This is a genomic window from Bacillus sp. UNC69MF, assembly GCF_000746035.1.
Taxonomy (GTDB): Bacteria; Bacillota; Bacilli; order Bacillales; family Bacillaceae; genus Bacillus; species Bacillus velezensis.
In genome coordinates, this window is record NZ_KN050798.1 from 847,157 (window position 1) to 862,338 (window position 15,182).

At 43.3% G+C, this 15,182-nt stretch carries 12 protein-coding genes; 10 read left to right on the top strand and 2 right to left on the bottom strand.

Features of this window, described 5'->3' with window-relative positions; all coding sequences use genetic code 11:
* The 4 genes from BR62_RS0116295 (at nt 1) to mutL (ending at nt 5,823) form a co-directional block, all read left to right on the top strand.
* Entirely contained in the window at nt 1-432 is a 432-nt protein-coding gene (locus BR62_RS0116295; RefSeq protein WP_003154113.1) for a regulatory iron-sulfur-containing complex subunit RicA, read from the top strand.
* A gap of 252 nt (nt 433-684) precedes the next feature.
* On the top strand, nt 685-1,230 hold the full coding sequence (gene cotE / locus BR62_RS0116300) for an outer spore coat protein CotE (RefSeq protein ID WP_003154111.1): 546 nt from the start codon (nt 685-687) through the stop codon (nt 1,228-1,230).
* Between the two features lie 117 nt (nt 1,231-1,347).
* Nucleotides 1,348-3,933 carry a DNA mismatch repair protein MutS gene (gene mutS, locus BR62_RS0116305; RefSeq protein WP_032871511.1) on the top strand — a complete coding sequence of 862 codons (2,586 nt, stop codon included), beginning with the start codon at nt 1,348-1,350 and terminating at the stop codon, nt 3,931-3,933.
* 15 nt (nt 3,934-3,948) lie between these two features.
* Nucleotides 3,949-5,823, top strand: a complete 1,875-nt coding sequence (mutL, locus tag BR62_RS0116310) for a DNA mismatch repair endonuclease MutL (RefSeq protein ID WP_032871514.1) — start codon at nt 3,949-3,951, stop codon at nt 5,821-5,823.
* Nucleotides 5,824-5,874: 51 nt separating this feature from the next.
* Here the strand turns inward: mutL and BR62_RS0116315 are convergent, their stop codons facing one another.
* Nucleotides 5,875-6,492 carry a site-specific integrase gene (locus BR62_RS0116315; protein ID WP_050498187.1) on the bottom strand — a complete coding sequence of 206 codons (618 nt, stop codon included), beginning with the start codon at nt 6,490-6,492 and terminating at the stop codon, nt 5,875-5,877.
* Between the two features lie 437 nt (nt 6,493-6,929).
* On the opposite strand from BR62_RS0116315, the gene BR62_RS0116320 reads away from it, so the two are divergent.
* Nucleotides 6,930-7,232 (top strand): hypothetical protein, encoded by a 303-nt coding sequence (locus tag BR62_RS0116320; protein ID WP_007409833.1) that lies wholly within the window; start codon nt 6,930-6,932, stop codon nt 7,230-7,232.
* Nucleotides 7,233-8,456: 1,224 nt separating this feature from the next.
* Here BR62_RS0116320 and BR62_RS0116325 read toward each other — a convergent pair.
* Nucleotides 8,457-8,666: a hypothetical protein gene (locus BR62_RS0116325; RefSeq protein WP_020955841.1), complete on the bottom strand. Its 210-nt coding sequence runs from the start codon at nt 8,664-8,666 to the stop codon at nt 8,457-8,459.
* 963 nt (nt 8,667-9,629) lie between these two features.
* On the opposite strand from BR62_RS0116325, the gene BR62_RS0116330 reads away from it, so the two are divergent.
* The 5 genes from BR62_RS0116330 to BR62_RS0116350 all read left to right on the top strand — a co-directional run bounded on the left by BR62_RS0116330 (nt 9,630) and on the right by BR62_RS0116350 (nt 15,158).
* On the top strand, nt 9,630-10,307 hold the full coding sequence (locus tag BR62_RS0116330) for an MBL fold metallo-hydrolase (protein ID WP_032866035.1): 678 nt from the start codon (nt 9,630-9,632) through the stop codon (nt 10,305-10,307).
* A gap of 314 nt (nt 10,308-10,621) precedes the next feature.
* The gene (fabD, locus tag BR62_RS0116335) at nt 10,622-11,491 is read left to right on the top strand and encodes an ACP S-malonyltransferase (protein ID WP_020955843.1); all 870 of its coding nucleotides are present in this window, start codon (nt 10,622-10,624) and stop codon (nt 11,489-11,491) included.
* 136 nt (nt 11,492-11,627) lie between these two features.
* The gene (locus BR62_RS0116340) at nt 11,628-12,602 is read left to right on the top strand and encodes an acyltransferase domain-containing protein (protein WP_012117590.1); all 975 of its coding nucleotides are present in this window, start codon (nt 11,628-11,630) and stop codon (nt 12,600-12,602) included.
* A 1-nt stretch (nt 12,603) separates the two neighbouring features.
* Nucleotides 12,604-14,844: an ACP S-malonyltransferase gene (gene fabD / locus BR62_RS0116345; RefSeq protein WP_032871517.1), complete on the top strand. Its 2,241-nt coding sequence runs from the start codon at nt 12,604-12,606 to the stop codon at nt 14,842-14,844.
* Nucleotides 14,845-14,909: 65 nt separating this feature from the next.
* Entirely contained in the window at nt 14,910-15,158 is a 249-nt protein-coding gene (locus tag BR62_RS0116350) for an acyl carrier protein (RefSeq protein ID WP_007409841.1), read from the top strand.
* Nucleotides 15,159-15,182 lie beyond the last annotated feature (24 nt).

Genomic DNA, 15,182 nt, shown 5'->3' on the forward strand with positions numbered 1-15,182 from the left:
ATGACGCTTTACTCAAAGAAAGACATTGTACAGCAGGCTAGGAACCTTGCGAAAATGATTTCTGAAACAGAAGAAGTTGATTTTTTCAAACGCGCCGAGGCGCAGATTAACGAAAATGAAAAAGTCTCTGCGATTATTAATCAGATTAAAACCCTGCAAAAGCAAGCCGTTAACCTGAAGCACTACGAAAAGCTTGAAGCGCTGAAACAAGTGGAAAGTAAAATTGACGCCCTGCAGGAAGAGCTTGAAGGGATTCCGATCATTCAGGAATTCAGAGATTCCCAGATTGAGGTCAATGACCTTCTTCAGCTTGTCGCACATACGATCTCAAATCAGGTGACAAACGAAATCATTACATCTACCGGAGGCAACCTGCTGACGGGAGAAACCGGTTCAAAAGTAAAACATTCGAATAACAGCTGTTCTATTTAAACACGGGGCCTTCATCGGCCCGTGTTTTTTTGCTGTTTGAGAACTAATTGTAATATGTACTAAATTTTCATTGACTCACCGTTTTGTCCCATTTTACTGGAAAGTTTTATCATACTTAAAAGTAAAGTTTCTGGGCAGGGCTGCATACAATGAAACAGAAACTTTGTATTTTTATATTTTTATTATAAAAATGCACATGAGACAAATGCCCAGCATAAGATAACACGAAGAAGAACAAGGAGGCCTGCCGGAATGTCTGAATACAGGGAAATTATTACGAAAGCGGTAGTTGCGAAAGGAAGAAAATTCACCCAATGCACCAACACGATCTCACCTGGAGAAAAACCGTCAAGTATATTGGGCGGCTGGATTATCAACCACAAGTACGATGCCGAAAAGATCGGGAAGACTGTAGAAATTGAAGGGTATTATGATATAAACGTCTGGTACTCTTACGCCGATAATACAAAAACGGAAGTTGTAACCGAGAGAGTAAAGTATGTCGATGTGATTAAACTCAGATACAGAGACACAAATTACTTAGATGACGAACACGAAGTCATTGCCAAAGTGCTGCAGCAGCCGAATTGTCTTGAAGTCACCATTTCTCCTAACGGAAATAAAATCGTGGTCCAGGCAGAGAGAGAATTTTTAGCAGAAGTGGTCGGTGAAACGAAAGTCGTCGTCGAAGTCAATCCTGACTGGGAAGAAGACGATGATGATGATTGGGAAGACGATCTTGACGAAGAATTAGAGGACATTAACCCTGAATTTTTAGTCGGAGATCCTGAAGAATAAGTTGAGGCTAGGGGAGTTAACACCCCAAGTCTCTTTTTTATATATAAAGATATCACTCTTTTGTTTATGTTATAATGGGATTCGGATAAGAGAAGATACATAGTGAGGGATTAAATGATGGCTAGTTACACGCCTATGATACAGCAATACTTGAAGATAAAGGCAGAGCACCAAGATGCCTTTTTATTTTTTCGGCTTGGTGACTTTTATGAAATGTTTTTTGAAGATGCAAAAAAAGCGTCACAAGAGCTTGAAATTACACTGACAAGCAGAGACGGAGGTTCGGCTGATAAAATTCCGATGTGCGGCGTGCCGTATCATTCCGCGGCGGCTTATATTGAACAGCTGATTAAAAAGGGCTATAAAGTGGCGATCTGTGAACAGACGGAAGATCCGAAGGCGGCTAAAGGCGTTGTAAAAAGAGAAGTCGTCCAGCTGATCACACCGGGAACCGTGATGGATGGAAAAGGCATCCACGAGTCGGAAAACAACTTTATCGCTTCCGTTTCCGAATTCCGTGACGGATACGGTCTCGCTTTATCGGACTTAACGACTGGAGAAAACCTGGCCGTATTTATTGAGCGGATTGAAGATGTCATGTCAGAAATTTACTCAGTCGGCGCAAAGGAAATTGTCGTATCAAGCAAGTTTAACGAACATACAGCTGCTCAGCTGAAAGAACGGTGCAGCGCAACGATTTCCATCGAAGACGGGGAAATAACAGAACACATTGAAATCGCAAAGCACTTGCCGGGCGAAGAGCTGACAGAGACGTTTATGCGTTTATATACGTATTTGCAGAAAACGCAAAAACGGAGCCTGGATCATCTGCAGCCGGTTCAAGTATATGAATTGGAAGAAGCGATGAAAATTGACCTGTATTCAAAACGGAATCTTGAGCTGACGGAAACGATCCGTTCGAAAAGCAAAAAAGGGTCATTGCTTTGGCTTTTAGACGAGACGAAAACAGCAATGGGCGGCCGGCTTCTCAAACAATGGATTGACCGCCCGCTGATCAGGGCATCCCAAATCGAAGAACGCCAGGAAATGGTCGAGACGCTGATCAATCATCTGTTTGAGCGTGAAGATCTGCGCGAGCGCCTGAAGGAAGTATACGATTTAGAACGTCTGGCGGGCCGGGTCGCATTCGGAAACGTCAACGCAAGGGATTTAATCCAGCTGAAAGAATCTTTAAAACAAGTGCCGAGCATTAAAGAGCTTGTAGGGTCTCTTAACCATAAAAAAGCAAAAGAACGCGCCGGCTTGATTGATCCGTGCGGAGATTTGCTTGACCTGTTAGAAGAAGCCCTTCATGAAAACCCGCCGTTATCGTTAAAAGAAGGCAACTTAATTAAAGACGGCTATCATCAGAAGCTCGATGAGTACCGTGACGCCAGCAAAAACGGTAAAGACTGGATTGCCAGACTGGAGCAGCAGGAACGCGCTTATACGGGCATCCGTTCATTAAAGGTCGGTTTTAATAAAGTGTTCGGCTATTATATTGAAGTCACAAAAGCAAACCTTCATCTGCTTGAGGACGGGCGGTATGAGCGGAAGCAGACCCTCACAAACGCCGAACGGTACATTACGCCGGAATTGAAGGAAAAAGAAGCGCTTATTTTAGAAGCGGAAAACAACATCTGCGAGCTGGAATATGAGCTTTTTGCCGGACTGCGTGAAAAGGTGAAACAATTTATTCCGCGCTTGCAGCGTCTTGCCAAACAAATGAGTGAGCTGGACGCACTGCAATGCTTTGCTACGATCAGTGAAAACAGGCATTACACAAAGCCCGTCTTTTCTGATAATGAAGTAAAAGTCATTGAAGGGAGACACCCCGTCGTTGAAAAGGTGATGGACAGTCAAGAATACGTCCCGAACAACTGCCTGATGGGCGATTCGCGGGAAATGCTCCTGATTACGGGTCCGAATATGTCAGGTAAAAGCACGTACATGAGACAGATCGCACTTCTATCGATCATGGCCCAGATCGGCTGTTTTGTGCCCGCGAAAGAAGCGATTCTGCCGATTTTTGATCAAATCTTCACGAGAATCGGGGCAGCGGATGATTTGATTTCCGGACAAAGCACCTTTATGGTGGAAATGCTGGAAGCGAAAAACGCGATTGTGAACGCCACAAAAGATAGCCTGATCCTGTTTGATGAAATCGGCCGCGGGACATCAACGTACGACGGAATGGCGCTGGCACAGGCGATTATTGAATATGTCCATGATCATATCGGCGCTAAAACACTGTTCAGCACGCATTATCATGAGCTGACGGTGCTTGAAGATAAGCTTCCTCAGCTGAAAAACGTTCATGTGCGCGCAGAGGAATATAACGGAACGGTCGTGTTTCTCCATCAAATCAAAGAAGGAGCCGCAGATAAAAGTTACGGCATTCATGTCGCCCAGCTTGCCGAGCTCCCGGACGATCTGATCAGCCGCGCGCAGGAGATTTTGAAACAGCTTGAGCAGACGGGAGATAAACCGGAGCTTCCGGCGGTATCTGAGAAAAAGTCCGCCGTCAGAGAAGAACCGGCACAGCTGTCCTTTTTTGCTGACGGTGAAAAAGAACAGAAGGCACCGGCTGTTTCTAATAAAGAAAAACAAGTGCTTGAAGCTTTTAAGTCAATCAATATTCTCGATATGACGCCGCTTGAGGCGATGAATGAAATGTACAAGCTGCAAAAAAAATTAAAATAGAAAGAGGTGACGGACTTGGCAAAAGTCATCCAGCTGTCAGATGAACTCTCGAATAAAATAGCGGCCGGCGAGGTGGTCGAACGGCCTGCCTCAGTCGTTAAAGAATTGGTGGAAAACGCCATCGACGCAAACAGCACAGTCATTGAAATCGACATAGAGGAAGCGGGGCTTTCGTCGATTCGGGTGCTCGATAACGGCGAAGGGATGGAAACCGATGATTGCAAGCGGGCTTTCCGCCGCCACGCGACCAGTAAAATCAAAGATGAAAACGACCTGTTCCGGGTGAGAACACTCGGTTTCCGCGGAGAAGCTTTGCCAAGTATCGCGTCTGTTTCTCATCTGGAAATCAAAACGAGCATCGGCGAGGGAGCGGGAACCCATCTCATTCTTCAGGGCGGGAATATCATTTCTGAACAGAAATCCTCCAGCAGAAAAGGAACGGAGATTATCGTTACCAACCTGTTTTTCAATACACCCGCCAGATTGAAATATATGAAAACCGTGCATACGGAGCTCGGCAATATTACGGATGTCGTCAACCGGATCGCTCTTGCGCATCCGGAAGTATCGATCCGTCTCCGCCATCAGGGGAAAAATCTGCTGCAGACAAACGGTAACGGGGACGTGCGCCATGTGCTGGCCGCAATTTACGGGACGGCGGTTGCGAAAAAAATGATACCGCTCCATGTCAGCTCGCTTGATTTTGAAGTCAAGGGCTACATTGCGCTTCCGGAAATCACGCGTGCATCCAGAAACTACATGTCATCTGTCATTAACGGAAGATACATTAAGAATTTCCCGCTTGTAAAAGCGGTGCATGAGGGCTATCACACACTTCTGCCGATCGGCCGCCATCCGATTACGTTTATCGAAATTACGATGGACCCGATTTTGGTCGATGTCAATGTCCATCCCTCGAAGCTTGAAGTCCGCCTCAGCAAAGAGACGGAGCTGCATGAGCTGATCCGTGACGGGATAAAGGAAGTGTTTCAAAAGCAGAGGCTGATTCCGAGCGCCCAGCTCCCGAAAAAATCCGCGCCGGCACCGGCCAAAAACGAACAGCAATTTATGACATTCGAGGAAAGCGCGCCTGAGCGGAAACTTCCTGAAAAAACGCCGGAGCCGTCTTACTCACCAATGAAGCTGAGTTCGGTCGTAAAAGAGCCTGAGCCGGTAATAATAGAAGAAGAGATCCTCCCGAATGAAGCGGATCACGATGTGCCGCCGGAGCTCGGCATGCCGGAACCGGAAGCGCCTGTTTCCGATACTCCGGAACCGGAAGCTGTCGCTGAAGAAATACGGGAAGAAAGAGTTCCGGTGATGTATCCGATCGGCCAAATGCACGGGACATATATTTTAGCCCAAAACGAAAACGGCTTGTATATCATTGACCAGCATGCTGCACAAGAACGGATTAAATACGAATATTTCCGGGAGAAAGTCGGGCAGGTCGAGCCTGAAGTGCAGGATATGATCGTGCCGCTCACCTTTCATTATGCGGCAAATGAGGCGCTGATCATTGACCAGCATCAGCATGAGCTTGAAAGCGTCGGAGTATTTTTAGAAGCATTCGGCACGAACAGCTACATCGTCCGCTGCCATCCGGCCTGGTTTCCAAAAGGGGAAGAAGCTGAACTGATTGAAGAAATCATTCAGCAGGTGCTTGACGCCAAACAGATCGATATTAAAAAACTGCGGGAGGAAGCGGCCATTATGATGAGCTGCAAAGGCTCAATCAAAGCGAACCGCCATTTGCGAAACGACGAAATCAAAGCGCTCTTGGATGACCTGCGCCGAACGACAGACCCGTTCACATGCCCGCACGGCCGGCCGATCATAATTCATCACAGCACGTATGAGATGGAGAAGATGTTTAAGCGTGTGATGTAGAAGGATTCTGTGAGGGATTTATCTCTCGTGCCCACATTTTGCCCACTGATTTTAGCTGTTTAGGTATTCATCAAACCGATTAATGCTTTTTTGATTGTGATTCTGCAAGATATGGATATAGACATCAGCTGTCATTTTCACATCCGTATGACCGAGTCTCTCACTTGCAAATTTGATATCTGCACCACTTTCTAGCAGCATAATGGTGTGTGTGTGTCTCAAACCATGTGGAGTAATGTGGTGCAGATCAGTTTTCTTTAGCAAGGAATCTATGACTTTATCAATTCCAAACGGTCCAAGGTCATCTCCCTTATGGTTGGTAATAAAAAAGGGAGACTGGTTATAATTATCACCGTGTTTTATTTTATTTTCTTCTTGCCATTCCTTAAACTTTTTCATCTCTTTAATTAAAGTGTCATCGATGCTTATAGTTCTAACACTTTTACGGGTTTTAGGTGCTATGATTCCAAACTCGTTCTTAGATTTAGCAATCCTTAAAGTTTTGTTATTAAAGTCAATATCGGACCAATATAAAGCAATGAGTTCACCTTTTCTTAAGCCGGTCCTTAAAAGAGTTAAAGCGATCATGTAATGATGATATTTAGAAGATTTTGCTGCCTCCATAAAGACAGATACTTGTTCCTTGTCCAGGTAATTGTCTTTAAGCATTCTATAATCCGAATCTTTTTTTATAGAAATGTTTTGATATTATCAGGAATTGTCTTAACCATCTTACTAAAGCCGCAAGCTGATGAGCGGACTGAATAACTTCAAATACAGATTCACAGCAGACCGCAATCATATTGCGGTTTTTCCATTTGTGCAAATTACGGGGATAGTAGTAAAATCAAATAAAAGAAAAACAGGGGAGGACTAAAAAACTTAATCGTGTAGCTTTAAAATAAAGATTGATTATGTAAAACAAAGTCCGATAATTTATAAAAAAGTTTGATAGAATCACATTAACAATACAGATTTTTAGAATTCAACAAACGGTCCATTTAATGGCACAATTAATTTGTGATGCAAGTTAAAATTTGTTATCATCAATAACAATAGAATTAAACTAAAGATTATTTAAACAGCATAGAAAGGGGGGAAATGCTTTGAATATAAATTTAATATTATTTGTCTCATCAATTAATCAAGAACCTACAGAGGAAAATACTCAAACATTAGTGAAAACATTTGAATCTGACTTTCGCCCTCAAGTAGGAGATATAATTGACGATCCTGGATTTGATTCAGGTTTCCATAATGGATACGAGGTGGTAAAAGTTACAATAAATTATACTTCAAATGAGTGCCTTGTTTCACTGACGCCGTTAGCAATTGAAGTTGAAAAAATTAGTGTTGAAGATTATATAAAAAAGCTTAAAACACATGGGTGGAGTATTCAGTCTAGGTAGCACTCAGCAGTTTTTATTATAAGGTACTATTCCTCAGACTGCGCGTTTGTTGAAGATTCTAGACATAAAATGATCAAACTTTTTTATAAAACGATGATTGAAATGAATATAGAAAAAACGTGTTTTGATCAATCTTTTTTTCAAAACACGTTTTTTCTATTTGTACTTTTATCAAGGTTTATTAAGTTCATTTAATCAAACTTTATTTTAAGGCTACAAATCGCTTTCTCCCCGCTTAAATTAAAAGCCCAACTTTTTAGAGTTTGGGCTTTTTTAGATGATGCAATTTTGTATTTTGTCTTACGGAACCTCTCCTTGTCGCATGAGACTTTTTACAACTGCACGTAAATCTATTTCGCTTTTTCCTGTTTTTCTCTTTAACTGGCCTTTTACATCGGTAGCTCATGTTAAGTATAATACGGTATATTTCCTTTCTGAGTCAGCATATCTTTCATTCCCTTAAATTAAAAGTTAAGACTATTTCTTAGATATATAAACATCCGCTATATTTATAATAGGGGTTCGCTTAAATTTAATTTTGTAACCATTCTCGGTCCACTCATCATCATATTTATTATCATCAAAAAAGGAGGCTGCTCTCTTTATGTCTAACCATGCTAATTTAATAAAAATATTTACCCGGAAAACTATTAGAAGCTCTGAAATATCAATGTTTTGAGTAATCATGGTTTATTGTCAAAAAACTAAAAATAACAGTACGTATGAGATGGAGAAGATGTTTAAGCGTGTGATGCAAGAACAATGATTTATGTGAGACTAAACCGTTATTTGCCCACAAGTAGCCTTACTAGTTTGAATGACCCAGCCTGTCAGAGAAAACTTTTGAGTTTTTTAATTTCTGGTATAATTGTTGCATCTGTATGCCGTAAATCATGAAAATAATTTGTTTAACATCCAGCTGCTTTTCTTTCATATAAAAATTGTTTATGGATAGTATTTGGGGTGACAGCGCAGCATCTTGTGTTTGGTGTAACCGTCTATATGTCACTGCATTAATAGTGAAATAATGGAGAAAGCGATTCCTTAAAATCTTAAAGTTATCTGTGAAGAACCAGGTGACTACCCTGAGTTATATAGATGGGTACCTGCTTTTCCAAATTCACAGGGAGGAGATGGAGGGGGAATTTAAATAAAATTCGAATTTGGCAGGTTATACTATCCGCAAGTTAGTCAAGGGGGACTAGTAATTAGCCCCCCTTACATTTAGTTCTTCCTGCGGTTTTTTCTATTTTTGATCAAACTGAAAACCACTAAGAGAACCGCACCGATAGCAACGATATAAAATGAAATTTCTGCTGCTGCGGTATTAATATTCTTAAGAACAAGGATAAGCCCTATTAAAACTATAGGAATAATGTAAGTTAGAATTTTTATAACTTTTGGGCTCGGTTCAGCGTTACTTTTATCTTCCATAGTTACCTCCTGTCTTAACACTTTAGAAATAATCACTTTAAAGCTTAACACAGGATAAATTTGTTAAACGCCAACAATAGCCCCGTTTAAATGAAAAGCTTAAGAGTTTTAGTAATCCACCAAGCGGCTGTTGGGTTGCCAGTTCTTTTAGAGCACCCGCATAGCACGCATCTTCAACTGCACCAGTAAAATTGTCGATCGTATTAAGAATTATTTCAAAACGCCGATTCCGCCCATAGCAGCTTTAACTTTAGCAGGTATTGCATCCCAATCTGCTCTTAGTGCTTTTGCATCCCAGGGCAATTTACCTTGAGCAGTAAACTCCGACCCATATAACATAGTCTATTTGTCTAATGATTAATATTTACTTTTTACACTTAATGATTTTATGTTAGTTTTGTTTTTGCACAGTAAAAAGCTGCGCGACGCTTTCGTGAATTGTTGCAGCTAGGGCTGATTTGAAAAGAGTGTAAATTCCGCCGTACTTTTCTAAGTTCAATTATGTTAATGTCAACATAACGTTGAATTCGGTGTAAGAACTAAGGTATTCTGATATATTTCGAGAGCCCGTATGATTTAGTTTATCTTGAAGAAAAGGATTGAAATAATAATCTTGATTGCGGATCATTTCTAAAAACTGATTATCCCCTTCGACCGCTTCGGCAATTGCTTTTCAAAACAAAAGCTCAATTTGTTTTCTTTTTATCCGAAACCCATATTCATCCTTCATTTTCTGAATAAAATTCCCTAAAGAATTCATCTAAATTAATATTCTGATTTCCTTATATATCAGCATAGCAAATTGTAAAAAAGGTCCAGACTGGTGCTTTTGGCGGGAGCAGAAAGTTTTTTTAACTTTACCGGAAAATCCATGGAAAAACGTGGTGTCATCTGGTAAAGTGGTTACAGTCGGCTGGGCGGCGGCAGCAGTCTGCCCGGATCTTTTAAATGGGAATGGTGACAATGGATCATACATATGAAGTGCATCAAATCAAAACTTATCACCAGATGTGGTCCAACTATTGTTATATTATCGCAGACCGCTCAAAAAAATCTGCGATAGCGGTGGACCCGTCCTGGGAAATAGATAAAATAACCGATAAACTGCATGAATTGGATGTTGATTTATCAGCTATTTTATTAACACATTCGCATTATGACCATGTAAACTTGGCGGAGCCGCTTCAGCAAATCTATCATTCTGATATATACATGTCGTCGGCGGAAATCGATTTCTATCAATTCCGGTGCAGAAACTTAATAGCGCTTGAAGACAGCCAAACCTTTGCGGCCGGAGGGTTTATCATCAGAAGTATACTGACCCCGGGACATACGGCCGGGGGAATGTGCTATTTGCTATCTGATCATCTTTTTACCGGTGACACCGTGTTTACAGAAGGGTGCGGTATATGTGAGGACAGGGGCAGCTCAGCTGAAGATATGTTTCACAGTATACAGAGGATCAAAGCCTCCATTCCGCCGCATGTGCGTGTGTATCCGGGGCACTCCTTCGGGGAGAAGCCGGGTCAAAAAATGGAGAGTCTTTTGAAAAACAATATTTACTTTCAGATTGAAAAAAAAGAACATTTTGTGAATTTCCGCAACAGAAAAAATCAAAAAGGGCTGTTTCATTTTAAGTAATGTGTAATTTAGTTCTATCTAACTAGCTTTTCTTTTGAGGCAAGGAACTTCTGAAATGGAATGGAAGTTATTACTAGATTTCTGGTGATGAATGGCTGAGTAACGGGAGTTTGCGGAAGAGAACGCCGGGCAGGCCGGATGGGACATTCTGCTTACGCCTGTTCCGAAAGCCCTGAGTCCGCCTTTCGACAGGGAAAAATAGGCATTATTCAGGAGTTCACATAGGATAAATTAACTTGACATGGTATTTTTGTGAAGTTACTATCAACTTGAACATGCTTCTTATCTGAATCCGAGAAAGGATGGCTGAGAAAATGATCACATACTTATTCCCCGGACAAGGTTCTCAAAAGCAGGGAATGGGGAGCTCATTGTTTGATGAATTTAAAGACTTAACGGAGCAGGCTGATGAAACACTCGGATATTCCATGAAACGGCTTTGTCTTGAGAATCCGTATTCCAACCTTCACAAGACGCAGTTCACCCAGCCTGCTTTATATGTTGTAAACGCGTTAAGCTATTTGAAAAAAATCCAAGACAATGACATAAAGCCGGATTATGTGGCCGGCCACAGTTTGGGAGAATATAATGCGCTGTTTGCAGCAGGTGCTTTTGATTTTATTACCGGCCTGCAGCTTGTCCGTAAAAGAGGCGAATTAATGAGTATGGCCACTGACGGAAAAATGGCCGCTGTTATGGGGTTAACTGCAGCTCAAGTGTCAGACGCCCTTCAAACGCACGGATTACATACGATTGATATTGCTAATATGAATTCTCCTCACCAAGTTGTCATATCCGGACGCAAAGAAGACATTGAAAGAGCCAAAACCGTATTCGAAGGATTAAAAGACGTTACGATGTTTCATCCGTTAAACGTAAGCGGCGCTTTTCACTCGAGGTATATGAGTGAAGCAAAACAAGAGTTCGAAAAATTTTTACAGTCATTTCATTTTTCTGCTATATCAATTCCCGTCATTTCTAATGTGCATGCCAGACCTTATGAGCAAGACGGAATCCACTCCGTTCTGGCCGATCAGATCGACCATTCAGTGCGATGGAACGACAGCATCCGCTATCTGCTGGACAAAGGGCGGATGGAATTTGAAGAAGTCGGACCGGGCCATGTGCTGACAGGACTTATTCACCGCATCAAAAAAGAAACTGAAGCTTCACCCGCCATGTAGCGGAACGCAAGTCAAAATTCTTATCTCACACAATAGTGCCAGCCATACAACATCACGACCACTTCACCTGCACACGACATCACGAAAAACTCACAAATCAATATTTTGAAAAAATAAAGAGCAAAAAGGAGAACAAATGAACCAGCCAATTGTTTTCATGTTTTCTGGACAGGGTTCCCAATACTATCAAATGGGGAAAGAGCTGTTTGCACATAACGCCGCTTTTCGGCAGAAAATGCTTGACTTGGACGATTTTGCAGTCAGCCGTTTCGGTTACTCTGTCCTTAAAGAGATGTATCATACAGGCAATCGTCTGTCTGATCCATTTGACCGCCTTCTTTTCAGCCATCCTGCCATTTTTATGGCTGAGTACGCACTTGCATATGCTTTGGAGCAAAGAGGCATACGTCCCGATTATGTGATCGGAGCAAGCCTCGGAGAGTATGCAGCGGCCGCTGTGTCGGGCGTGCTGAGCGCCGAGGATGCTTTAGATTGCGTGCTGGAACAGGCCCGAATCGTTACGGAAACTTGCCGTAACGGCAGCATGCTTGCGATACTGGGTGATCCGGCTTTATATCAAGATGATCCGCTGCTCGGCGAACATAGTGAATTGGCATCTGTAAACTATCATTCTCACTTTGTCATCTCGGGAGAGCGGGAACATATCAAAAAGATCATGGACGATCTGAGAGAAAAGCAGATTCCTCATCAGCTATTGCCGGTATCTTACGGGTTTCACTCAGCGCTGGTTGATCAGGCGGAACAGCCGTACAAGCGCTTTTTAGCTCAGAAATCAATCCGGACTCCGTTTATACCGTACATCTCCAGTGCGACCGGAGAGGCTGAGACCGATATACAAGCGGACTTTTTCTGGGATATCGTAAGAAAGCCGATTCGATTCCGCGAAGCGCTTCAATTCGCAGACAGCCGCCAAAAAGGATTGTATATCGATGCCGGGCCTTCCGGAACATTGGCCGCATTTGCCAAACAGATTCTTCCTGCAGGATCGGCTGAACGCATCCGTGCCATTATGACGCCGTTTCATAAAGAACAAACCCATTTGCAGCAAATAGAAGATAGCATTTTATCACCGCCCGGAAGGAGACTGTAAGATGATCAGCTTTGTTTTTCCAGGCCAAGGCTCGCAAAGAATAGGGATGGGGGAGGACCTGTTCGGCCGCTATCCTGAATTAACCGCAAAGGCCGATCACATTCTCGGATATTCCATTCAGGAGCTGTGCCGGGACGGAGAACGTCTCAATCAGACTCAATTCACTCAGCCGGCGCTCTATGTCGTCAATGCCCTCAGTTATTTGAAAAAAACAGAAGAAACCGGATTGAAACCGGATTTTACCGCCGGACACAGTTTGGGCGAATATAACGCGTTATACGCTTCGGGCGCCTTTGATTTTGAAGAAGGCTTACAGTTGGTCAAAAAAAGGGGCGAACTGATGAGCCGCGCAAAAGGAGGCGGCATGGCAGCGGTGATCGGCCTGACTCATGAGCAGGTGACGGATGTTTTAAGAGAAAATCACTTGGATATGATTGATATCGCCAACATGAACACACCGCAGCAAATTGTCATTTCCGGATATAAAGAAGATATTGAAAAAGCAGCATCCGTTTTTGAAGCCGTAAACGGCGTAAAAATGGTTCACCGCTTAAATGTCAGCGGCGCCTTTCATTCCAGATACATGCTGGAAGCGAAGGAAGAGTTTTCACGGTTTATTGAATCTTTCCATTTTAAGCCGCTGTCCATCCCGGTCATTTCAAATGTGACGGCAAGACCCTATGAGCAAAGAGAGCTGAAAGAGACACTCACCGGACAAATAACGGGATCGGTGAACTGGACAGACAGCATCCGTTTCTTAATGGGAAGAAAGAACATGAGCTTTGAGGAAATCGGCCCCGGAAAAGTGCTGACGGGGCTGATACAAAGAATTACGGCTGAAGCGGAGCCGATAACAGATGAAATCAAAGTCCCGGCTGAGGCTGGAAAAAGCTCAATTACGGCGGCGTCTTTAGGAAATGAAGAGTTTAAGCGCGATTATCAATTGAAATACGCCTACTTGGCCGGCGGCATGTACCGCGGAATTTCTTCGAAGGAAATGGTCGTCAAACTGGCTGAAAAAGGAATGATGGGCTTTTTCGGAACGGGCGGTTTGAACATCGCGGACGTTGAGGACGCCATTTTGTCAATTCAGCATGAGCTTCGTGACGGCGGTTCCTTCGGCATAAATGTTGTACATAACATGAAGCATACAGATTCAGAAGAAAAAATGATTGATCTTTTACTGAAGCATGGGATTCAGAACTTGGAAGCATCAGCGTTTTTAACGGTTACTCCCGCTTTAGTAAGGTTTCGCGCTAAGGGGTTAAAACGCGGTGCCGGCGGACAAATAATAGCGCGTCAGCGGATTATCGCCAAGCTGTCCCGTCCGGAAGTAGCGGAAGCGTTTCTCAGCCCGGCGCCTGATCACATTCTGCAGAAACTTGCAGCCGAAAACAAAATTACCGCTGAAGAAGCAAGTCTGATGAGAGAAATACCCGTTGCGCATGACATCTGCGTAGAGGCTGATTCAGGCGGCCACACTGACGGCGGAGTTGCTTACAGTCTCATGCCGGCGATCATCCGTTTACGAGATGACATGATGAAAAAATACCGATACGGCAAAACTGTCCGCATCGGAGCCGCAGGGGGAATCGGAACGCCCGAGGCTGCCATGGCCGCATTTATGCTCGGCGCTGATTTTATTGTGACCGGATCTATTAACCAATGCACCGTTGAAGCAGCGACGAGCGGCCTCGTAAAGGACCTCCTACAGCAGATGAATGTACAGGACACGGCCTACGCGCCGGCCGGCGATATGTTTGAATCAGGCAGCAAGGTGCAGGTATTAAAGAAAGGGCTGTTCTTTCCGACCCGCGCCTCTAAGCTGCATGAACTGTATCAGCGTCACCGCTCAATTGAAGAAATTGATGAAAAGACACTCAGACAAATAGAAGAGAAGTATTTTAAGGCAAGTGTAAGCAGTATTTATGACAAAGTGAAGGCTCATTATTCGAATGAAGACATTTCAAAAGCCGAACGGAATCCGAAACAGAAAATGGCGCTCATATTCAAATGGTATTTCAGGCAAAGCTCTGCTTCGGCGATTAAAGGAGACCCGGATGCCAAGGTAGACTTCCAGATTCATTGCGGCCCGGCATTAGGCGCCTTTAATCAATGGGTGAAAGGTACGGAGCTGGAGTCCTGGAAAAACCGCCATGCCGATGGTATCGGCATGCGGCTTATGGAAGAGACGGCCTCGCTTTTGAATCAGAAGTTAGGTTCATTTTTGCAAACGTGTTGACAAGACGAAATGATAGATTGAAAACATGGAATATTCATAAAAGATGAAACAGGGAGGAACTGACAATGAGTAAAGAAAGAATCTTTGAATTGCTGCAGAACACAATCTACGAGGTTTTACCTGATTTAGAAGGCGAACAGCTTTCGCAGGAAGACCGGTTAGTTGATCTGGGGGCGGATTCAGTGGACCGCGCCGAAATTATCACGATGATGCTTGAAGAATTATCACTGCAGATCCCGCGTGTTGAGCTGACGGGAGTGTCAAACATCGGCGAATTGGCGGCAAAGCTTTATGAAAAGGTACAGGCTGTCTGATAAAACGGTGAAATAATCGGAAAC

Excerpts from the sequence above, each read along its gene's own strand:
- BR62_RS0116295 (WP_003154113.1), top strand. The coding sequence starts at position 1 with ATGACGCTTTACTCAAAGAAAGACATTGTACAGCAGGCTAGGAACCTT.
- cotE (WP_003154111.1), top strand. The coding sequence starts at position 685 with ATGTCTGAATACAGGGAAATTATTACGAAAGCGGTAGTTGCGAAAGGA.
- mutS (WP_032871511.1), top strand. The coding sequence starts at position 1,348 with ATGGCTAGTTACACGCCTATGATACAGCAATACTTGAAGATAAAGGCA.
- BR62_RS0116315 (WP_050498187.1), bottom strand. The coding sequence starts at position 6,492 with ATGCTTAAAGACAATTACCTGGACAAGGAACAAGTATCTGTCTTTATG.
- BR62_RS0116325 (WP_020955841.1), bottom strand. The coding sequence starts at position 8,666 with ATGGAAGATAAAAGTAACGCTGAACCGAGCCCAAAAGTTATAAAAATT.
- BR62_RS0116330 (WP_032866035.1), top strand. The coding sequence starts at position 9,630 with ATGGATCATACATATGAAGTGCATCAAATCAAAACTTATCACCAGATG.
- fabD (WP_020955843.1), top strand. The coding sequence starts at position 10,622 with ATGATCACATACTTATTCCCCGGACAAGGTTCTCAAAAGCAGGGAATG.
- BR62_RS0116340 (WP_012117590.1), top strand. The coding sequence starts at position 11,628 with ATGAACCAGCCAATTGTTTTCATGTTTTCTGGACAGGGTTCCCAATAC.
- fabD (WP_032871517.1), top strand. The coding sequence starts at position 12,604 with ATGATCAGCTTTGTTTTTCCAGGCCAAGGCTCGCAAAGAATAGGGATG.
- BR62_RS0116350 (WP_007409841.1), top strand. The coding sequence starts at position 14,910 with ATGAGTAAAGAAAGAATCTTTGAATTGCTGCAGAACACAATCTACGAG.